Origin of the sequence: Kitasatospora sp. NPDC059795, assembly GCF_042732175.1 — a bacterium.
GTDB lineage: Bacteria > Actinomycetota > Actinomycetes > Streptomycetales > Streptomycetaceae > Kitasatospora.
Map to the genome: position 1 here is coordinate 72708 of NZ_JBHWID010000004.1, position 20001 is coordinate 92708.

The 20001-nt window shown below is 71.8% G+C and carries 16 protein-coding genes; 12 read left to right on the forward strand and 4 right to left on the reverse strand.

The annotated features are described in order from the left end of the window. Positions 1 to 252: 252 nt before the first annotated feature. Together ACFV4P_RS09905 and ACFV4P_RS09910 are read right to left on the reverse strand one after the other, a co-directional pair. Complete coding sequence (locus tag ACFV4P_RS09905) at positions 253 to 828, reverse strand: NADAR family protein (protein ID WP_380469244.1); 576 nt, start codon at positions 826 to 828, stop codon at positions 253 to 255. Positions 829 to 953: 125 nt separating this feature from the next. Then, entirely contained in the window at positions 954 to 2387 is a 1434-nt protein-coding gene (locus ACFV4P_RS09910) for an MFS transporter (RefSeq protein WP_380469246.1), read from the reverse strand. Between the two features lie 101 nt (positions 2388 to 2488). Here ACFV4P_RS09910 and ACFV4P_RS09915 point away from each other — a divergent pair, with 101 nt between their 5' ends. Further along, positions 2489 to 3340 (forward strand): helix-turn-helix transcriptional regulator, encoded by an 852-nt coding sequence (locus ACFV4P_RS09915; RefSeq protein ID WP_380469248.1) that lies wholly within the window; start codon positions 2489 to 2491, stop codon positions 3338 to 3340. Positions 3341 to 3797: 457 nt separating this feature from the next. Here the strand turns inward: ACFV4P_RS09915 and ACFV4P_RS09920 are convergent, their stop codons facing one another. Beyond that, positions 3798 to 4298, reverse strand: coding sequence for a hypothetical protein (locus ACFV4P_RS09920; protein WP_380469251.1), 501 nt, complete (start codon positions 4296 to 4298; stop codon positions 3798 to 3800). Positions 4299 to 4433: 135 nt separating this feature from the next. On the opposite strand from ACFV4P_RS09920, the gene ACFV4P_RS09925 reads away from it, so the two are divergent. The 8 genes from ACFV4P_RS09925 (at position 4434) to ACFV4P_RS09960 (ending at position 13498) form a co-directional block, all read left to right on the forward strand. Further along, positions 4434 to 5705 (forward strand): histidine kinase, encoded by a 1272-nt coding sequence (locus tag ACFV4P_RS09925; protein WP_380469254.1) that lies wholly within the window; start codon positions 4434 to 4436, stop codon positions 5703 to 5705. Further along, complete coding sequence (locus tag ACFV4P_RS09930; protein WP_380469256.1) at positions 5693 to 6340, forward strand: response regulator; 648 nt, start codon at positions 5693 to 5695, stop codon at positions 6338 to 6340. Before ACFV4P_RS09925 ends, ACFV4P_RS09930 begins: the two co-directional genes overlap by 13 nt. Next, positions 6337 to 7230, forward strand: coding sequence for a DUF4097 family beta strand repeat-containing protein (locus tag ACFV4P_RS09935; protein WP_380469258.1), 894 nt, complete (start codon positions 6337 to 6339; stop codon positions 7228 to 7230). Before ACFV4P_RS09930 ends, ACFV4P_RS09935 begins: the two co-directional genes overlap by 4 nt. Before the next feature lie 196 nt (positions 7231 to 7426). Beyond that, positions 7427 to 8533 carry a tRNA dihydrouridine synthase DusB gene (dusB, locus tag ACFV4P_RS09940; protein ID WP_380469929.1) on the forward strand — a complete coding sequence of 369 codons (1107 nt, stop codon included), beginning with the start codon at positions 7427 to 7429 and terminating at the stop codon, positions 8531 to 8533. 567 nt (positions 8534 to 9100) lie between these two features. Beyond that, positions 9101 to 11809: a pyruvate, phosphate dikinase gene (ppdK, locus tag ACFV4P_RS09945; RefSeq protein WP_380469260.1), complete on the forward strand. Its 2709-nt coding sequence runs from the start codon at positions 9101 to 9103 to the stop codon at positions 11807 to 11809. Positions 11810 to 12021: 212 nt separating this feature from the next. After that, complete coding sequence (locus ACFV4P_RS09950) at positions 12022 to 12540, forward strand: ribonuclease (RefSeq protein WP_380469262.1); 519 nt, start codon at positions 12022 to 12024, stop codon at positions 12538 to 12540. A gap of 68 nt (positions 12541 to 12608) precedes the next feature. Beyond that, on the forward strand, positions 12609 to 13169 hold the full coding sequence (locus ACFV4P_RS09955) for a hypothetical protein (RefSeq protein ID WP_380469264.1): 561 nt from the start codon (positions 12609 to 12611) through the stop codon (positions 13167 to 13169). After that, the gene (locus ACFV4P_RS09960) at positions 13166 to 13498 is read left to right on the forward strand and encodes a transcriptional regulator (RefSeq protein WP_380469266.1); all 333 of its coding nucleotides are present in this window, start codon (positions 13166 to 13168) and stop codon (positions 13496 to 13498) included. The genes ACFV4P_RS09955 and ACFV4P_RS09960 overlap by 4 nt, the downstream gene beginning before the upstream one ends. A 220-nt stretch (positions 13499 to 13718) precedes the next feature. Here the strand turns inward: ACFV4P_RS09960 and ACFV4P_RS09965 are convergent, their stop codons facing one another. After that, positions 13719 to 14474 (reverse strand): GNAT family N-acetyltransferase, encoded by a 756-nt coding sequence (locus tag ACFV4P_RS09965; RefSeq protein WP_380469268.1) that lies wholly within the window; start codon positions 14472 to 14474, stop codon positions 13719 to 13721. Positions 14475 to 15125: 651 nt separating this feature from the next. Here ACFV4P_RS09965 and ACFV4P_RS09970 point away from each other — a divergent pair. From ACFV4P_RS09970 to ACFV4P_RS09980, 3 genes are all read left to right on the forward strand, one after another. Continuing rightward, positions 15126 to 16067, forward strand: a complete 942-nt coding sequence (locus tag ACFV4P_RS09970; protein WP_073812232.1) for a PAC2 family protein — start codon at positions 15126 to 15128, stop codon at positions 16065 to 16067. Further along, positions 16068 to 17009 (forward strand): SGNH/GDSL hydrolase family protein, encoded by a 942-nt coding sequence (locus ACFV4P_RS09975; RefSeq protein WP_380469270.1) that lies wholly within the window; start codon positions 16068 to 16070, stop codon positions 17007 to 17009. A gap of 234 nt (positions 17010 to 17243) precedes the next feature. Further along, positions 17244 to 19925, forward strand: a complete 2682-nt coding sequence (locus ACFV4P_RS09980; RefSeq protein ID WP_380469272.1) for a hypothetical protein — start codon at positions 17244 to 17246, stop codon at positions 19923 to 19925. The last annotated feature ends 76 nt before the right edge of the window (positions 19926 to 20001 follow it).

The following is a 20001-nucleotide window of genomic DNA, read 5'->3' on the forward strand; positions in this document are numbered from 1 at the left end:
GGTCATCCCCGCCTGACTTTTCCACGGGGTCCCCCGTTTGGCCCCCGACATGACGACTCGTGGCCATCCTGGTGCTGCCGCACGGCGGCCACGTTACGGGAGTAAGTCATAACGTTTTCGAGACAGAAATGCGAGTGCAGATTCGGCGGCAGGTCGACGGTTTTCGTGGACGTGGGGCCGTCGCCGCCCGACTCGCCCCACTTGTGAGGGTTCGGGGCTTGTTCCGTCCAGCCAACCAGGGTTGATGAGGTGTCAGCCCGTCAGTCGGGCCCGTGCTTCCATCAGTGCGAAGCCGAGCAGGTTCAGCCCGCGCCACTGCGACGGCGAGTTCGCCCGCTCGTCGTCGGCGGCCAGCCCGATGCCCCAGATCCGGTCGAGCGGGCTGGCCTCCACCAGGACGCGCGACCCGGTGCGGAGCAGGTAGTGCCGGAGTCGTTCGTCCTGCCCGAACTTGGCGACGCTGCCCGCGACCACCAGTTCGAAGCGGTGGGCCTCCCAGGCATCCTGGTCGAAGCCGTCGACCAGGCGGCCCAACTTCTTGGCCTCTGCGGGCGTCCGGGCCCGGAGGATACGCGGGACGCTTTCCTCGTCGCCGAACAGCCGCGCCTTGCCGGCCATCATCCAGTGCTCGGCGGTGGCGTACTCGACGCCGTCGACGGTGAACGGCGACGGCCACCACTGACTGAGGGAGCCGGACCCGATCTGCGCGTCCCGCTGCGGCCGGTGACCCCAGAAGTGCAGGTACTTGGGCCTGCTCCCGGACGCGATCGCGGCCACCAACTGCTCGCGGGTACGTGCGTCGCTCGTGAGGATGTCCGGAGTCGTCATGGGGGCATCCTCGCACCGGACCCGAAGGCCGGGCCCGCCATTTATTCGCGGGCCGCGGCCTTCTCCGGGTCGGCCCGTTGTGGGCGTGGTGCCTGCTCCGGCCCCGGCTCGCGGGGGAGCGGCCGTCATCCGACCGAACGCGGCAGCCGGATGCTCAACCAGCAGATGACCAGGGAACCGAGCGTCTGGATGCCGAGCACCAGAGCCAGCGCGTTCGCCATTCCCAGGGCGGGGACGAGCCCGATGAAGAGGGTGCCGAGCGTGGCCACCCCCAGGGCCAGGCTGGACTGTTGAGTGGTCGCCAGCACGCCGCTGCCGACCCCCGCGCGCTCGGCGGGAACCCGGGAGAGCACCACCCGGAACAGGGGCATGCCCACCAGCCCCTGCCCGATGCCGGCGAGCGCGACGCCGGGGAGCATCCGGAGCGGGGAGAAGTGCGACCAGTCGCCCAGCGCGGTGACGATCAGGGTCAGCAGGCCGGAGCCCTGGACCACCGCGCCGGCCGTGATGACCCGGCTGCCGAACCGGCCGACCAGCCGGGGCCCGGCGAGGGAGGCACCGAAGTAGCCGACCGCCATCGGCACCAGTGCCCAGCCCGCGGAGACCGGGCCGAGGTGCAGTCCGTCCTGCAGCAGCAGGGCGATCACGAACATGAAGCCGCCGAATCCGGTGAAGTAGGGGACGGCCACGCCGAGGCCGCGCCGCATCTCCGGAATCCGCAGGAGCGAGAGCGGGACGAGGGGCACTCGCCCTTCCCGTTCGGCCCGCCGTTCCACCGTCACGAACGCCGCCGCGAGGACGGGGAACACGGCCAGGGACAGCCAGGTCCAGAGCGGCCAGCCGACAGCCCGGCCCTCCATCAGCGGAACGAACAGGGCCAGCAGGGTCGCGGTGAGCAGGAGCGTGCCGGAGAGGTCCACGCCGGCGGCCCGTTCCGCCCGGCTCTCCGGGACATGACGCGCCGCCATGAGCGCGGTGAGCAGCGCGAAGGGGACGTTCAGCAGGAACACGGCGCGCCAGCCGGTGCCGAAGAGGTCCGCCGAGACCAGGAACCCGCCGAGTACCTGGCCGATCACCACCGAGATGCCGCCGACGGCTCCGTAGATGCCGAGGGCCCGGGCGCGCTGCTGACCGCTGGTGGTGGCGGTGATGGTGGCGAGGACCTGGGGGAGCAGCAGAGCGGCGGAGGCTCCCTGGGCGACCCGGGCGGCAACCAGGGTCCAGGCGGTGGGGGCGGCACCGCAGGCGAGCGAGGTGAGGGCGAAGGCGACGGCTCCGGCGATGAACAGCCGCCGTCGGCCGAAGGAGTCGCCGAGCCGCCCGCCCAGAACGAGCAGGACGGCGAAGGCAATGCCGTAGCCCGCCGCCACGAGTTCCAGGACGGCGGGGCCGGCGACCAGATCATGGTCGATGGTCGGCAGCGCGACGTTCACTATGAAGAAGTCAAGCATCGGAAGGAAGGCGCCCAGAAGGACGGTGATCAGGCCGGCGGAACCCAGTGCGGGTGCCGCGGGCCGGACCGGCGACGAGATCTGAGGTAGCACTGTCTGCTGAGTCACGGGTACTACGATGAGGCTCCTCTCAGCCTGGTACCAGGCGGTGTTTATCCAGGTATAAGGAGTACCTGGCAACAGGATCTGCGATGGTCCACCCTGGTGCTATGGCTACCTCCACGGACCTTCACACCCCCGCCGACGAACGGAGGCGCGAACTGGCCACGTTCCTGCGCAGCCGCCGGGAGCGCATCTCGCCCGAACAGGTCGGCTTGCCGGCCGTCGGCCGCCGCCGCACCCCGGGACTTCGCCGCGAGGAGGTCGCCGGTCTGGCCGCCGTAGGGGTCACCTGGTACACGTGGTTGGAGCAGGGGCGGGACATCCAGGTCTCGGCCCAGGTCCTGGACTCGGTGGCCCGGGCTCTGCTGCTCGACCGCACCGAACGGTCGCACCTGTTCACACTGGCCGGTTCCGAGGACCCGGCTCCGGTGCGGGACTGCCCCACCGTCAACTCGGCGATCGGGGCCCTGGTCGACCAACTCGACCCGTTCCCAGCCGTGGTGATCAGCAGTCGGTTCGACATCCTCGCGTACAACCGGGCATACACCTGGCTGGCCGGAGACTTGGACGTGATCCCCGAAGAGGACCGCAACATCATGTGGATGGTCTTCACCGATACTCCATTCGCAAGGAACCTGGCGGACCTGGCGGCCGCCAGAGCAGGGGTGGTGGCACGCTTCCGGACCTCGATGGGCGACCACGCGGCGGAGCCCGCGTGGAAGGCGTTGGTCGGTCGGCTGCGCAAGGCCTCCCCGGACTTCGAAGAGGCCTGGGAACGCCACGAGGTGTCGGGGATGGTCAACGGGTTCAAGCAGTTCGTGCTGCCCGACGTCGGCCTGCTGCGCTTCGAGTACACGAACCTGTGGCTCGGGCCCAGGAGCAGCACCCGACTGGTCGGGTACGTGCCCCAGGACCAGGACACTCGGGACCGCCTCCACCGACTGGCCGGCACCGGCTGACGGCCGACCCGGCGCCCGGGTGCGGACGGCGCGCCGTCCGCACCCGGACCGGGCCGACCGAGCGCCACCGAACAGCACAGGGCCGCGAGCGGAAGCTCCGCGCAGAACGCCATCAGCAGAGCCGCCACCAGCTCGGGCCCGCGTGCCGCCGTCGCCATGTCGCACCCGGCGTCGGCCACCAGCAGCACGGCCGCCGACCAGGCCGGCCACCGCGGGCTCCGGCCCTGCCGAAGCAGCACCGCACTGGCCGACAGCGCAGCCGACTCGACCACATCGAGCACAGCCCAGGCCGACCCGCCGGGCAGCGTGGCGAGCAGCGCCGCCCAGGGCAGCAGGACCATCCCGCAGCCCAGGAACAGCAACTCCACCGGCACCGGGCCGACCCGCAGGCCCGCGGTGCCGAACCGGGCCGGACGTACATCCCCGCTCACCCGGACGAGGGTCGAAGCGAACGCACTCATGCCGCCCTCCCCGACTCCGGGCGCCCGGTGCGGGCCGAGGGACCGCACACCTGCGCCCAGCGGAACTCCCCGGCCACCGAGGCGAACCAGAAACGGCCCGCCGTCCGCACCGCATCGGCCTGCACCGCGCGGCGACGCAGCCCGCCCGGCCGGAACAGCACCGGCCGTGGCGAGGCGCCCGGTGGCCATCGGCCCCATGCGCAGGAGACCGGCCCTTCCACCGACCCATCGGCCCGGCCACGCCGCGCTCCGCGCAACTGGGCATCACCGAGCGAGGACTCGACCACCACGTCGAGCAACTCGCCGTACTCGTACACCTCCATGGCCGGGCGGCGGCCGGCGCAAAGGCGCACCGACCACGGACCGACCGCGGCGATCAGGCCCAACCCGCCCACACCGTCGAGGAGTTCGGACCCGGCCGACGGGAACTCCAGGACGGCGCCAGGGGCGGCGGAGAGCGGGCTGCGGCTGCAACGCATCAGGTTCGTGTTCGTCATGCCGTCAAGAATCCTGTGGCGCAAGGATCTTGTCGGTAGCGTGCGGCTCCGTCTTTGGGGTGTAGCCAGCTACACCCCAAAGACGGAGGCCCGGGCCATGGAAGCCGAGATCGGCACGGCCCTACGCTGTGCCGCATGTTCCAGTCGAAGATCCAGTCGCGCCCCGTCCGGGCGGCCCGCCCCGCTGCGGCCCGCCCTGCGGTGCTCCGCGCCGCCCTGGAGCGCGCGCCGTGGTCCACCAGCACTCGACGGGACTCACTCTTCCTGGCCGCGGGCCTCCCGCTCGGCCTGCCCTGCCTCGTCGCTCTCTGCGTCCCGAGCAAGTCGCTGCTGCCGGGCCTGCTCCTGCTGGTGGCCCTGTTCGACCTGATGACCACCGCCCAGCGCAGCCGTGTCCGAGGCCTGCGAGGCCTGGAGATCCCCGGCCGACTGCCACCGGACGCCGGCTGGCTGTCCCGCCTCCGCGCCGGCCTGACTTGGCGCCAGGCCGTGCACCACCTGGTCACGGCCCCGATCCAGACCTGCTGCGCCGCGCTCGTCCTCGCCCTCTGGGGATCGGCGATCGTGCTGCTCGGCTTCTTCGGCTGGGTCTGGCTGCTCCCGATGGACAACCCCCTGCGTTCCGGCCACGGCTGGACGATCGACGGCGCGGTGATCACCGGCGGCGGCCTGCTCCTGCTGTTCCTCACCCCGTGGCTGACCGCCCTGCTCGCCGCGCTCGACCTCTGGACGGTCCGTGCCCTGCTCGGCCCCAACCGCGCGGAGGTGCTGGAGCGTCGCGTCGAACACCTCGCCCAGAGCCGGGTGGACGTGGTGGACGCCGCCGACGCCGAACGCCGCCGGATCGAACGGGACTTGCACGACGGCGCACAGCAACGACTCGTCTCGCTCGCGATGAACCTCGGCCTCGCCCGGCGCACCCTCAAGAACGTTCCGCCCGAGGCGATGGAGGTCATCGTCGCCGCGCACGAGGAGGCCCAGGCCGCGATCAAGGAGCTCCACGACCTGGTCCGCGGCCTGCACCCCGCCGTCCTGGAGGACCGCGGGCTCGACGCGGCGCTCTCCGGCATCGCCGCACGCAGCCCCGTCCCCGTGCACCTCGCGGTCGACCTGCCGGGCCGGATAGCCCCCACCGTGGAGGCGGTCGCGTACTTCACGGTCTCCGAGGCGCTGGCCAACGCCGCCAAGCACGCCAAGGCCTCCCGGGTCGACCTCGCCCTGCGCCGGGTCGACGACCGGCTGCTCATCACCGTCACCGACGACGGCATCGGCGGAGCGGACGCCACCCGCGGCACCGGCCTCACCGGTCTGCGCAAACGCGCCGCGTCCGTGGACGGGTCACTTGCCATCACCAGCCCCCGTGGGGGCCCCACCACTATCACCATGGAGCTGCCATGCGAGCTGTGATCGCCGAGGACTCCGTCCTGCTCAGGATCGGCATCGTCAAGGTGCTGGAGAGCGAAGGCTACGAAGTGGCCGCCGCCGTCGAGGACGCCGAGGCGTTGCTCGCCGCCGTGGAGGAACACCGCCCCCAGATCGTCGTGGCGGACGTCCGGATGCCACCTGGCTTCACCGACGAAGGGGTCCGCGCCGCCCTGATGATCCGGCAGCAGTGGCCGGACACCGCAGTCCTCCTCCTCTCCCAATTCGTCGAGGAACGCTACGCGGCCGATCTGCTGGCCAAGAACACCAGCGGCGTCGGCTACCTGCTCAAGCAGCGGGTCGCCAACGTCGACGACTTCGTCGAGGCGCTCCAACGGGTGGCCGAGGGCGGCACCGCGCTGGATCCGGAAGTGGTCGCCCAACTGCTGCTGCGCCGCGACAAGGATCCGCTGCACCGGCTGACGCCCCGCGAGCGGGACGTCCTGGCGCTGATGGCCGAAGGGCGCTCCAACACCGCGATCGCCGAGTCCCTCGTGGTCAGCGACAGCGCCGTCTCCAAGCACATCAACTCGATCCTCACCAAGCTCGACCTCCCGCCCGCCGAGGACACCCACCGGCGGGTGCTCGCCGTGCTCCGCTTCCTGGAGATCAGCCAGTGACCCGACGACCGACCACGGCACCGGAGCCCGAACGGCGGCCGACCGGCAAGGGCCGCCTCGCCCGTTGGCTGCCGACACCGGGTCCGGACGTCCCGGCCGCCGAGCCGAGCGCCGGGGAGCGCCGCATCTGGCGGATCATCGGGGTGCTGGTGCTCGCCTGCGCCCTGGTGGGCGGGGCCGCGACCACCGGCGCCGCCCTGGTCCAGCAGGACATCGTCCGCGAGCGGACGTACTTCGACGCGATCCACCGGCTCGACATCGACTCCGGGCCGGCCCAGGTGACGGTGCGGGCCGGCGGCACCGATCGGGTGGTCGTCACCGAGCGGGTCGGCTGGGCCCTGCGCAGACCGGTCGTGAGCCAGCAGCTCGGCGCCGACACGCTGTCGGTGGCCGTCGACTGCCCGGAGGCCCGGGTCCTGTTCGGCTGTGCCGTCGCCCTGGAGATACAGGTCCCGGCGGCCACCGCGATCACCTCCCGCAGCGGCTCCGGACGGACGGAGATCCTCGACATCGCCGGGGCCACTACGGCGGAGACCGGCTCCGGGCAGATCGAGCTGAACCGGGTCAGCGGCGCAATCCAGGCCAAGAGCGGCTCCGGCCAGATCATCGGCGCGGGCCTGACGTCGGCGGAGGCCAAGGTGGTCTCCTCCTCGGGCCAGATCACCCTGCAGTACGACCGGCCGCCGAACTTGGTGACGGCCCGACTGGCCTCCGGCGACCTCGTGCTGCAGGTCCCCGACGACCGCAGCCGGTACCGGATCGACCTCAGCAGCGCAGGCGCCGCCCAGGTCGTCGACCCGTCCCTGCCGGACTCGACCTCGTCACGGATGCTCGACATCGTCACCGCCTCGGGCACCGTCACCGTCAACCGGATCGGCGGCCGCCACTGACGGAGCACCGCGCGCCTGCGAAAACCGGCGGGGCGGCCCGCTCGGGCAGTGGGGGAGAATGGAGAGTCCGGAACTCCCGCCATTGGGGCCCTACCCGTTTGAGGATCTGCCGCGCATGACCATCACGCCCGACTCCGCCCAGGCAACCCCGGCCGCACCTGAAGCGCCGGAGTTCGCCCCGCTGAACATCGGGCCCATGGAGGTGTGGCCGCCCGTCGTGCTGGCCCCGATGGCCGGCATCACCAACGCGCCGTTCCGCACCCTGTGCCGGGAGCAGAGCGGCGGCCGCGGTCTGTACGTCTCCGAGATGATCACCACCCGGGCCTTGGTCGAGCGCAACGCCAAGACCATGCAGCTGATCAAGTTCGACCCGAGCGAGAAGCCCCGTTCGATCCAGCTGTACGGCGTGGACCCGGAGACCGTCGGCAAGGCGGCGCGGATGATCTCCGAGGAGGGCCTCGCCGACCACATCGACCTCAACTTCGGCTGCCCCGTCCCCAAGGTGACCCGCAAGGGCGGTGGCTCCGCGCTGCCCTACAAGCGCAACCTGCTGCGGGACATCCTGCGCCAGGCCGTGGGCAACGCGGGCGACCTCCCGGTCACCATGAAGATGCGCAAGGGCATCGACGACGACCACCTCACCTACCTCGACGCCGGCCGGATCGGCGCCGAGGAGGGCGTGGCCGCGATCGCCCTGCACGGCCGCACCGCCGCCCAGCACTACGGCGGCACCGCCGATTGGTCGGCCATCGCCCGGCTGCGCGAGTCCGTGCCGTCCGACATCCCGGTGCTCGGCAACGGCGACATCTGGTCCGCCGACGACGCGGTGCGGATGATGCGTGAGACCGGCTGCGACGGTGTGGTGGTCGGCCGCGGCTGCCTCGGCCGGCCGTGGCTGTTCAAGGACCTGGTGTCGATCTTCGAGGGCGAGGTCGACTACGCCCGCCCCACCTTCGCCTACGTCGCCCGCGCCATGGTGCGTCACGCCCAGCTGCTCGGGGAGTGGCTCGGCGACGAGGCCCGCGGCGTCATCGACTTCCGCAAGCACGTCGCCTGGTACACCAAGGGCTTCTCCGTCGGCTCCGAACTGCGGGTGAAGCTCGCCAGTTCCAGCTCGCTCGACGAACTCGCCGAAACCCTCGCACTGGTCGACCAGGAGCAGAGCTGGCCGATCGGCGCCGACGGCCCGCGCGGCCGAACCAGCGGCAACAACCGGGTCGTCCTGCCCGAAGGCTGGTTGGACGATCCGTACGAGTGTGCCCGACTCGGCGAAGACGCCGAATCGGATACTTCTGGTGGATGAGCTGTACGGAAAGGCAAAAACTGCCCCACTTGGCCACTGGCCGAACCGGCCCAGGGGAGTTGTCCAAGATGGACAGTGGGGCTCCTAGGAGGCGAAATTCTGCAACGCAGAGCGACTCGATGGTCTACGGAAAGCGACGCTCGTCGTAGTGGCCCTCAGCTTGACAGCTGAGATGCGCCCGTGACGCTGGCCACATATCGTGGCGAGTGACGACCAGTCAGCGGACTTCGCCAAGGTGTACAAGTCCGGATCGCTTCCCGAACGGGCTCCGCGGTCGACGGCTGCGGCTGGTTGCAGGAAATCAAGTCGGGGAACCGCAGTGGGCGTGAATGTCGTCACTGCGTGTCCGGTCTGCATGAGCGCCGCGTGGCGATGCCTTCACTTCTTGAAGGCTTACTAGCGTCACCCGGACGATTTCAACAACGCAGGCAAACGCCCATTCAGGCATTCGATCTGCTGGCCAATGGGCCGCTTCGGAGCTCGTGCGACCTATTCACTCCCCTAAGCGGCCTTCGAAATGGGTATGTTCTCCGGCGTCAGGGCAACCGTGGTTGAGGAGAACGACCCGTGGCGGCGAAGCAGAAGTTTGTTTACTCCTTCACCGAAGGAAACAAGGACCTCAAGGATCTTCTCGGCGGAAAGGGCGCGAACCTCGCCGAGATGACCAACCTGGGCCTCCCCGTCCCTCCGGGGTTCACCATCACCACCGACGCCTGCAAGGTGTTCCTGGAGACCGGTACCGAGCCGGCCTCGCTGAACGAGGAGATCACCGGCCACCTGGTCGCCCTTGAGGCCCGGATGGGCAAGCAGCTCGGCCAGGCGGACAACCCGCTGCTGGTCTCGGTGCGGTCCGGTGCCAAGTTCTCCATGCCCGGCATGATGGACACCGTCCTGAACATCGGTCTCTCCGACGACTCGGTGACCGGGCTCGCCGCCCAGTCCGGCAACGAGCGCTTCGCCTGGGACTCCTACCGCCGCCTGGTCCAGATGTTCGGCAAGACCGTGCTGGGCGTCGACGGCGAGCTGTTCGAGGAGGCGCTGGACGAGGCCAAGCACGCCAAGGGCACCGTCAACGACCTCGACCTCACGGCCGAGGACCTCAAGACCCTGGTGGAGACCTTCAAGGCGATCGTGCTCCGGGAGACCGGCCGCGAGTTCCCGCAGGAGCCGCGCGAGCAGCTGGACCTGGCGATCCACGCGGTCTTCCACTCCTGGAACGGCGACCGGGCCCGCCTGTACCGCCGCCAGGAGCGCATCCCGAACGACCTGGGCACCGCCGTCAACGTCTGCACCATGGTCTTCGGCAACCTCGGCGAGGACTCCGGCACCGGTGTCGCGTTCACCCGCGACCCCTCCACCGGCACCCAGGGCGTCTACGGCGACTACCTGCAGAACGCGCAGGGCGAGGATGTGGTGGCGGGCATCCGCAACACCCTCCAGCTGGCCGACCTGGAGCAGCTCGACAAGAAGTCGTACGACGAGCTGATGTCCATCATGGAGACCCTGGAGAACCACTACCGGGACCTGTGCGACATCGAGTTCACCATCGAGCGCGGCAAGCTCTGGATGCTGCAGACCCGCGTCGGCAAGCGCACCGCCGCCGCCGCGTTCCGGATCGCCGTCCAGCTGGTCGACCAGGGCCTGATCGACCTGGACGAGGCGCTGCACCGGGTCACCGGCGGCCAGCTCGCCCAGCTGATGTTCCCGCGCTTCGCCCCCACCGCCGAGACCCGGCCGGTCGCCTACGGCATCGCGGCCTCGCCCGGTGCCGCGGTCGGCAAGGTGGTCTTCGACTCCTACACCGCGGTGAAGTGGTCGCGCTCCGGCGAGAAGGTCATCCTGGTCCGTCGTGAGACCAACCCGGACGACCTGGAAGGCATGATCGCGGCCGAGGGCATCCTCACCTCGCGCGGCGGCAAGACCTCGCACGCGGCCGTGGTCGCCCGCGGCATGGGCAAGACCTGCGTCTGCGGCGCCGAGGAGCTGGAGGTGGACACCAAGAACCGCAAGTTCGTCACCTCCGACGGCCAGGTCGTCCACGAGGGCGACGTGGTCTCCATCGACGGCGCCAACGGCAAGGTGTACCTGGGCGAGGTCCCGGTGCTGCCGTCCCCGGTGGTCGAGTACTTCGAGGGCACCCTGCACGCCGGCGCCGACGTGCAGGGCGGGCTGGTCCAGGCCGTGCACCGGCTGATGTCGCACGCCGACGGCCGCCGCCGCCTCGCGGTCCGCGCCAACGCCGACAACGCCGAGGACGCGAACCGCGCCCGCCGGTACGGCGCCCAGGGCATCGGCCTGTGCCGCACCGAGCACATGTTCCTCGGCGAGGAGCGCCGCAAGGAGGTCGAGCACCTGATCCTGGCGGACAACGACAAGGACCGCGAAGCCGCGCTGTCCAGCCTGCTGCCGCTGCAGAAGGGCGACTTCCTGGAGCTCTTCCAGTCGATGGACGGGCTTCCGGTGACGGTCCGTCTGCTCGACCCGCCGCTGCACGAGTTCCTGCCCGACTTCACCGAACTGTCGGTGCGCGTCGCCCTCGCCGAGGCCCGCAAGGACCCGAACGAGAACGACCTGCGGCTGCTGCAGGCCGTCCACCGCCTGCACGAGGCCAATCCGATGCTGGGCCTGCGCGGTGTCCGCCTCGGCCTGGTCATCCCCGGCCTGTTCGGAATGCAGGTCCGGGCGATCGCCGAGGCCGCGGCCGAGCGCAAGCTGGCCGGCGCCGACCCGCGCCCCGAGGTGATGATCCCGCTGGTCGGCACCGTCCAGGAGCTGGAGCTGGTCCGCGACGAGTGCGAGCGGGTGCTGGCCGAGGTCGCCGCCTCTACCGGCGTCAACCTCGACATCAAGCTCGGCACCATGATCGAGCTGCCACGCGCCGCCATCACCGCCGGGCAGATCGCCGAGGCCGCCGACTTCTTCTCCTTCGGCACCAACGACCTGACCCAGACCGTGTGGGGCTTCTCCCGCGACGACGTCGAGGCCTCGTTCTTCACCGCCTACCTGGAGAAGGGCATCTTCGGCGTCAGCCCGTTCGAGACCATCGACCGCGACGGCGTCGGCTCGCTGGTCCGCAGCGCCGCGCAGGCCGGCCGGGCCACCCGCCCGGACCTCAAGCTGGGCGTCTGCGGCGAGCACGGCGGCGACCCGGACTCGGTCCACTTCTTCCACGAGGTGGGGCTGGACTACGTATCCTGCTCTCCCTTCCGGATTCCGGTGGCGCGCCTGGAGGCCGGCCGCGCCGCCATCGAGACGGCGGGAAGCGACTCGCGCTGACACGAAGCAGCGCGGATCACTGACCCGCACCCCTCCGTACGGAGGGGCGTACGGCGGAGCTCGGCGCAGGAGAGCCGCCGTACGGAGCAGCCGGGGCGGGAACGGACAATGGCGTCCGTTCCCGCCCCGGCGGCGTTTCCCTCGCCCGAACCGGGTGGTTTTCCGGTCCGGCCTACGCCGTTCGGGTGAGCCGGTACGGCAAGCTTGAGGCCATGAGCAGCCGCAATCGCCTGATCAGCCTCGTCGTCCTGGTGGTCGCCGGCCTCGTCGCCGCGGTGACCGCCCTGCTGAACGACGGGGCGGACACAGGCAGCCCGAGTGCCGCGAAGTCCCCGTCCGCCGCGCCCGCCGCCACGGCCACCCGCAGCGGCACCGCGAGCGCCCCCAAGCCCTCCCCGCCGACGAAGCCGTCCGCCGACCAGCCCACCTGGGTTCCCACCAACACCGCGCTGGCCGACGTCTGCCGCAGCAAGCTGCCCTCGCAGGCCCTCGACACCCTCGGTCTGATCGCCAAGGGCGGCCCCTACCCGTACCGCTCGGACGGCATCGTCTTCGAGAACCGGGAGAGCCGCCTGCCGCGCCAGAGCAACGGCTACTACCACGAGTTCACCGTGGTCACCCCGGGTTCGGACGACCGGGGTACCCGCCGGGTGGTGACCGGCAACGCCGGCGAGCAGTACTGGACGGCCGACCACTACGGCTCCTTCCAGGAGATCGATTCGCGCTGCTGAGACCGCTGCTGACGACCCATCGGTAAATTGCTTTCCATCGCGGAAAGCATGTGTCAGAGTGACAGCACTTGATCCGGCAGCGGGCCGGATCCGACGGCACGGCGCTCGGGGGTTCGATGGCCAAGGACAAGCAGTTCACACCCGGAGAGGTCGAAGGGCTCCCGCCCGGAGACGCCCTCACGCCCGCCGAGGCGCTCGCCATCGCGGGGCGGGCCGAGGCCGCCGCGCGACGGCCACATCCGCTGCCCTGGTGGTACGGGCCGGGCGTGGGTCTCTCCGTCGCCGCCTACGGGGCGGCGATCGGGCAGTCCTTCCAGAGTCAGGCGCTGTGGCTGATACTGCTGTGCCCGCTCGGGCTGGTGCTGGTGCAGGCGGCGATAGTGCGGGCGGCCACCCGTGCCCGGGGCGTCGCCGGCCTCGTCGAGCGCGGGCTTCCGCCGCGTGTCCTGCGGGCGCTCGCTGCGGTCGTCCTGGTGGCTGCGCTGTGCGGCCTCGTCGCCTGGCTGGTCACGGGGGAGCAGACCTGGGTCGGGGCTGCCGCCGGCACGGGCGGCGGGCTCACGCTGTGGGCCTGCCTCGCCCTGATCAACCGACACTTCAAGGAGCAGAGCATGAGCAGCGCACAGTGAACGGGCTCGACCCAGCCCTCCACCAGCCGACCAGGCTCACCGTCCTGGCCTTCCTCAGCGGATGCCAGGAAGCGGAGTTCTCCGTGGTTCGCGACTACTGCCAAGTCTCGGACTCGGTGCTCAGCAAGACCGCGGCGAGCCTGGAGACGTCCGGCCACCTGCGGGCCCGCAAGGGCTACGTGGGCAAGCGGCCGCGCACCTGGCTCTCCGCGACCCGGCAGGGCCGGGCCGCGCTGGCCGCCCACCTCGCCGCACTCCAGCAGTTGGCCGCCGCCGCCGAGGCGGCCGGCTCGGAGACCGACGCCGAGGGCGGCCAGGGCCAGGGCTGAGGGGGAGTGCGGGTCGGAGCCCACGGGGTGTCGGAAGGATCACATCCGGAGCGGAGGTGGAGCCAACCCTCGTGAGGTCAGCGCTCCTTGACAACTCGACAGAGCGTCGAAGCCCCAACGCGGCACAGAGCCGTCCGGGGCGGGCGTTCGGGGGCCGATCCCGCCGAACACCCGCCCCGGACGGGTCGCTTCCCGCCGGGGCGGGAAGCGGAAGGCCACCTCAGGCGGCCGGGAGCAGCGAGCTGCCGATCACAGGCTCGCCGCCCAGGGAGCCGCCGTGTCTAAGGCACTCCTGGTTGAGCGGTGCCGGGTCGGGCGCGCTGGGCGAGGTCGCGGCGGCGATCCGCATCTCGATGATGTCGCGGACGGCCGGCCACTCCTCGTCCAGGATCGAATAGAACGCGGTCGACCTGACCACCCCGTCCAGGCCGCGCGAGTGCGCCCGGCGGACCCCTTCGGAGGTGGCGCCCAGCCGCTCGATGGCGACACGGGAACGGGCGTTACGGGCGTCGGCCCGCAGCGAGATCCGCTGCACGCCCCAGATCTCGAAGGCGTGCCGCAGCATCAGCAGCTTTGCCTCCGTGTTGATGCCGGTGCCCTGCGCCCGGGGGGACAGCCAGGTGTTCCCGATCTCCGCGGCGTCCGGCACCGCCTCCAGCGGGTCGCCGTGCGGGATGCCGGGCACCGGCGGCCAGATCAGCGGCCCCTGCCAGTAGTCCAGTTCCAGGAACCGGGTCGAGCCCACGACCCGGTTGTCGGCCGTACTCACGGTGGCGTACGGCATCGACCGGCCAGCCGCCTGGTCGGCGAGGGCACGCCCGATGTACTCCCGGGCGGCTTCCAGGCCGTGCGGGACAGGGGTGAAGGCGTAGGTCGTACGGTCCTCGGCGCCAGCCGCGGCAAGGGCCGCGGCGTGGTGCTCGGCGAGGGGCTCCAGCCGCACGGTGCGGCCGTAGAGGGTGACGGGTACGGGCACGGATCCTTCGGTCCTTCGGCTGTCGTCGGGGGCCCCGTGCCGGGTTCGCGGCGCGTGGGCAGTGGTCGTTCGCCCCGGCCCCGGACAACGGCCGCCCGGGCGCGCTACGCCAGAGGCTCGGGCGTGCGGCGGGTCGGCAGCCCGGAGGCGGGCAGCGCGGTGCCGGTACGGACACGGGTCGACGGACCGATCCGGCGGGATGAGCGACGGGACAGTGTGCGTCCGCGAGATGGCCGAGAGAGAAACGAGATCACGAAGCGAAGCAGGCGGCCAGGTGAAGGCAAGGTGCGCAAGGGATGGCTGGCCGCGCAACGGACCGGGGCGTGGCCCACGACGTGACAGACGGCGTGGCGCGACGACGCGACGATGCGAGGCAGCGAGAGGACGATACCCGCCAGAAGGCGGTGCGTCACTTCGCGGCGCGCCAACGGGGGCGCGCGGGTCCTTTCGGCACGCCGAGACGCCCCGTCATATTACCGTTCGGCCCTCCCGGCACGTCCACGACCAGCGGCTTTTCCACGAGGTGAGAGGATTTGCGAGACGGAGTGAAGACGCGTGCGCGGACGGGAATTCCGGCGAGCCGTCGCACGCTGGACTGATCAGATCCGAAAGCATTCCGAGACGACAAGACGGAACGGGGTTGGGTGCGCTGTGCGTGAGCCCAAGGAGCTGTACGAGCTGGAACCGCAGGGCGTGACCGCCCTGGCGGCGGCGCGCGCCGCCGCGGAGGCCGGTACCGGCCTGGTGCTGCTGTACCACTTCGAGGGTTTCATGGACGCCGGCGAGGCGGGCGGCCAGGTGGTGGCACACCTGCTGGAGCACGGTTCGCCGCAGGTGGTCGCCAGGTTCGACCACGACCGGTTGGTCGATTACCGGGCCCGTCGCCCCGCAATGACCTTCGACAAGGAGAGCTGGACGGACTACGAACCGCCGGAGATCCTCCTACAACTGGTGCGCGACTCCGTCGGCGCGCCGTTCCTGGTGCTCACCGGCCCCGAGCCGGACACCGAGTGGGAGCTGTTCGCCGCCGCCGTCCGGGATCTGGTGGAGCGCTTCGAGATCCGCCTGGCCCTCTCCTTCCACGGCATCCCGATGGGCGTGCCGCACACCCGGCCGGTCAGCATCACCCCGCACGGGAACCGGATCGACCTGGCGGCCGGCCACCCCAAGTGGTTCGACCAGGCGCAGGTCCCGGGCAGCGCGCAAGCCTTGGTCGAGTACCGGCTCGCCGAGTCCGGCCACGACGTGCTGGGCTTCGCCGCGCACGTCCCGCACTACATCGCCCGCTCCGCGTACCCGGCCGCCGCCGTGGTGATCCTTGAGGCCGTGCAGTCCGCGACCGGCCTCGTCGTGCCGGGCAGCGAACTGCGCGCCCGGGTCAACGAGGTCTACGCCGAGATCGAGGACCAACTCTCCCAGGGCGACGGCGAACTGCGTTCTGCGATCCAGGGCATGGAGAGCCAGTACGACGCGGTCTCCGGCGCGGCCGACCGCGAGAGCCTGCTCGCCGAGACCACCGACCTGCCCTCGGCCGACGAGCTGGGGCGCCGTTTCGAGGAGTTCCTCGCCGAGCACGAGCGCGGCGCGGAGTAGGTGCGCCGCCGCCTGCTGGCCGTCACCGCCGCGGTGCTGATCGGCACTGCGGCGTGCAGCGCCACCGAGACCTCGCCGAAGCCGCGCCCCGACCGGTCGGCATCGCCCAGCCCCTCCGCCACGCCCATCACCGGGCCGTACGTGGCGCTCGGGGACTCCTACACCTCCGGCCTGCGCATCCCGCCGCAGGGCGGATCACCGCTGGGCTGCGGCCGGTCCGGCGTCAACTACCCGTCCCTGGTGGCCCGGCAGCTCGGCCTGCAGGACTTTACCGACGTCAGCTGCAGCGGTGCCCGGACGGGAGACCTGACGGCCGCCCAACGGACGGACAACGGCACCAACCCGCCACAGCTGGACGCGCTCGGCCCGACGACCCGCCTGGTCACGCTCGGCGTGGGCGGGAACGACGCAGGATTCCTCGATGTCCTGGGCCGCTGCGCACTGGAGAACGTCAAGCACGGCCTGATCGGCGGCGGTAGCGACGCGCCCTGCCGCAGCTACTACACCACCGGCTCCGGGCGGGGCGAGGTCCAGCGGAAGATGCAGGACACCGGGGAGCGGCTCGCCACCGCCCTCGGCGAGGTGAAGCGGCGGGCACCGGAGGCCAAGGTCCTGCTGATCGGTTACCCGGCGCTGCTGCCGCAGGACCCGACACGGTGCGCCGAGACCCTGGGCAACGGCATCGCGGCGGCCGACGTCGGATTCGTCACCGAGCAGGAACAGCAGCTGAATGCCATGCTCCGCCAACGGGCCGAGGCGGCCGGTGTGACCTTCGTCGACACCTACACCTCGTCCACCGGGCACGACATGTGCGAGGCGGAGGGCACCCGCTGGATCGAACCCCTCGGTGCGTCGGGCGGCCTGGCCCCGATCCATCCGAACGCACAGGGCCAGCAGGGCATGGCCACCGCCGTCCTGGCGTCCCTGCAGCAACGGCACTGACCCGTTCGGCGCCCGGCCCCCGCCGGGCCTGCGGAGCGCAGGGGCGCGTGCGGTGCCCGCGCGCCCGATCGGATCCGAGAGCCCCATACCAGGTCACGGGCCCGGATGAGGGCAGGATCGGCGATCCCGCAGGTGATTCCCGAAGAACTGGGTACGACGGGGTGCCGGAGTGCGTACCCTGCACGCAGAGGGGCTGATTCGAAGATCCGCTCCGAGTCCGGCCGGGGAGCTGGCATGGCAGTTGACGTGTGGGTGAGGGGCCGTGCCGCCCACTCCGTGGTGCTGCGCGAACTGCTCCTGCTCTGGCAGGCGGCCCGCCAAACCGGCGGTCGGACGATCACGCGGAAACACCTGGCCAGGCTGGGCGGGATCAACCCGTCCACCCTCAGCGGCTGGCTGTCCGGACGCTCCGTGCCCCGCGAGATCGATCGGCTCGTCATCGTGGCGGGGGAGTTGGCCCGCGCCGCCGGTCTCCCGGTGCGCCGGGCCCGCTACTGGGCCGCCCTGTTGGAGACCGACCGGGCCCACCGCAACAGGCGCGCGACGGCTTCGGGCCGGTCCGCGCGGAGGACGGCAACGAGTGCTTCATCGGTCGGAGCGGCCCCGACCGACGGCAGCGGACAGCCCACCGGGCGTCGGCGTGCGGGCGGCGGAGGACCGGCCGGTCCTCAGGCGGTGCACCGCTACTCCTCGGGCCCGCCCGCAGCCAGGGCGTTGGTCGACGCGGCACTGGACAGCCTGCGACTCGGTCACCGTCCGGCCCTGCCTGCCGCGCTACTGACGGCCGCCGCCCCGCACTACTTGACGGTACGTGAGCGCGCCACCCTCGGAGCTACGTGGGCGGCCGAGGCGTGGGCGTACCTCCGGGCCGAGGCTCCGGAGACCGGCGGCGCCCTGGTGACCAGCAGCCGGACGTCGGCCGGCCCCGCCTCGGGCGACGAGGTGCGGCTCGCCCCGGCGCTGGTCCGCGAGCTGAGGTCGGAACGGGAGGGGCGCGCCGTGCCCGCCGGCCTGTGGGAGTGTCTGACGCGGTACGCCCATCCCGCCGACCGGCCCGCCCTCGCCCACGCCGCGTCGGTCCGCGGGCTCGACCGGGTCGCGCTCGATCTCTGCACCTCGGCTGCCGCAGCGGGCCATCACACCGCACTGCTGGCCGCCGCCGAGCTGCTCGCCGGGACGGGCCGGACGGCGGACGCCGTCGAGCGTTGCGGCGCGGCAGCCGAGCTCGGAGTGCCGGGGGCGCTGACGCGGGCAGCCGAACTGCTGGAACGCGACCGGCAGTACCGGCAGGCCGTCGCCTGGTACGACCGGGCCGGCCGGGCCGGGGACGCCGAAGCGCTCTGCCGGTCCGCCGAACTCCTCGGCCGCACCGGCGAGATCGACGCGGCGCTGCGACGTTTCGACGCGGCCGCCGATGCGGGTCACCCGGCCGCCCACTACCGGGCCGGGCAGTTGCTCGCGGGGCTCGGCCGCGCGGACGAGGCCTTCGCCCGGTTCGAGTGGGCGGCGGTCGACGGGCATCCGGCGGCACCCGCCGCCTGCGCCAGGGTGTGCGCGGAGGCCGGGAGAACGGACCAGGCCATCGCCTGGTGGGAACGCGCGTGGGAACAGGGGATCACCACGGTGCACGAAGCAGCAGAGATGTGGGAGACAGCAGGCCAGGTCGACCGGGCGGCGGCGTGCTACGAACGGGCAGCAGCGGCCTGCGACGAGACGGCCTGGCACGAGGCCGCGGCACTGTTCGCCAGACATGGCCAGTACGGTGACCTGCCCTGGTACGCGCACATCGGCGACCACCAGGCCCTGCGGGAGCGCGCCGAACAGTGCGAGCGGGACGGCGATCCGGAGGGAGCGCTGCACTGGTACGGCAAGGCGGCGGAGGCCGGCTGTGAGTCGGCCCTGTTCCAGGCGGCCGACATGCTGGAACGGAGCGGCGACAGCACTCGGGCCGTGCACTGGTACGAGCTCGCCGCCCACCGGGGCGACACCTACGCGATGCGCGAACTCGGCCGACTGCTGGCCGCACTCGGCCGGTTGCAGGAGTCCGTCAGCTGGTACCGCGCCGCCGTCCGGGCCGGTGACCGGCACGTGCTGCCCGAGACCGTCCGCGTGGTCGAGCAGCTCGACCGGCGGTCTGCCACCGCCGCCGACCACCCGCACCCCCGTCCACTTCTGCTCGCCGCACCGGCCGAACGCGCCGAGACCGGTGCGCCGGTGCCGCGGCCCGCCGCGCAGCAGTCCTTCACAGGCGCCGAGCTGCTGCGCGAGGCGGTGGAGCTGTTGAAGGACGGCGGTCGGTACTTCGAAGCGGACCTGCTGCTGCGCTCGGCGGACCGTCCCGAGCCGGCCCGGCTGCGCGAGGCGTCCCGGATGCTGTCCGATTCGGTGACCACGGACGAGGCCATCGCGTGGGTGCAGCGGTTCGCCGACACCGGGGACCAGCAGGCCCGGTCCGAGGCGGCCGAGATGCTGGAGAACCGGGGCCGGACCGACGAGGCGCTCGACTGGTACGCGCGGGCCGCCGACGCCGGCGACCCGGGTGCCCTGCTCGCGGCCGCCCGGATGCTGGCCGGCTGCCGCCAGAACGAGCGCGCCCTGGACTGGTACCGGCGGGCCGCGGAAGCGGGCGTGCCGGCGGCACACCGCGAGTCGGTGATGCTGCGTCAGCAGACCGAGGCGGACGAAGCGGAAGCCGCCCGCCGGAGCGCCGAGCGGGGGCTGCGGGCCCTGCCCGCTGCGTCCGGTGCACCTGTCACGTCCGCCGCGCCCGGTACACCCGCCGCGCCGGAGGCCGATGGCCGCCACCCCGAAGGCGCGGAGCCCGCACCCGTCGTACCTGCACCCGTCGTACCTGCACCGGCCTGCCGCGTACGCGTTCCGCGCCAGTCGGTCGCTCCTACCCGGGCCGAGCACTGACCGACCGGGGGTACCGGCCGGTCGGCGTCGCCGAGGATCACCCCGGCGACGAGCAGCAGGAGCAGGAGCAGGAGCA

What these genes read in the sequence shown, in the direction of transcription:
- ACFV4P_RS09905 (WP_380469244.1), bottom strand. Translation starts at nt 828, where the DNA reads ATGACGACTCCGGACATCCTCACGAGCGACGCACGTACCCGCGAGCAG.
- ACFV4P_RS09915 (WP_380469248.1), top strand. Translation starts at nt 2,489, where the DNA reads ATGGCTACCTCCACGGACCTTCACACCCCCGCCGACGAACGGAGGCGC.
- ACFV4P_RS09920 (WP_380469251.1), bottom strand. Translation starts at nt 4,298, where the DNA reads ATGACGAACACGAACCTGATGCGTTGCAGCCGCAGCCCGCTCTCCGCC.
- ACFV4P_RS09925 (WP_380469254.1), top strand. Translation starts at nt 4,434, where the DNA reads ATGTTCCAGTCGAAGATCCAGTCGCGCCCCGTCCGGGCGGCCCGCCCC.
- ACFV4P_RS09930 (WP_380469256.1), top strand. Translation starts at nt 5,693, where the DNA reads ATGCGAGCTGTGATCGCCGAGGACTCCGTCCTGCTCAGGATCGGCATC.
- dusB (WP_380469929.1), top strand. Translation starts at nt 7,427, where the DNA reads ATGGAGGTGTGGCCGCCCGTCGTGCTGGCCCCGATGGCCGGCATCACC.
- ACFV4P_RS09950 (WP_380469262.1), top strand. Translation starts at nt 12,022, where the DNA reads ATGAGCAGCCGCAATCGCCTGATCAGCCTCGTCGTCCTGGTGGTCGCC.
- ACFV4P_RS09980 (WP_380469272.1), top strand. Translation starts at nt 17,244, where the DNA reads ATGGCAGTTGACGTGTGGGTGAGGGGCCGTGCCGCCCACTCCGTGGTG.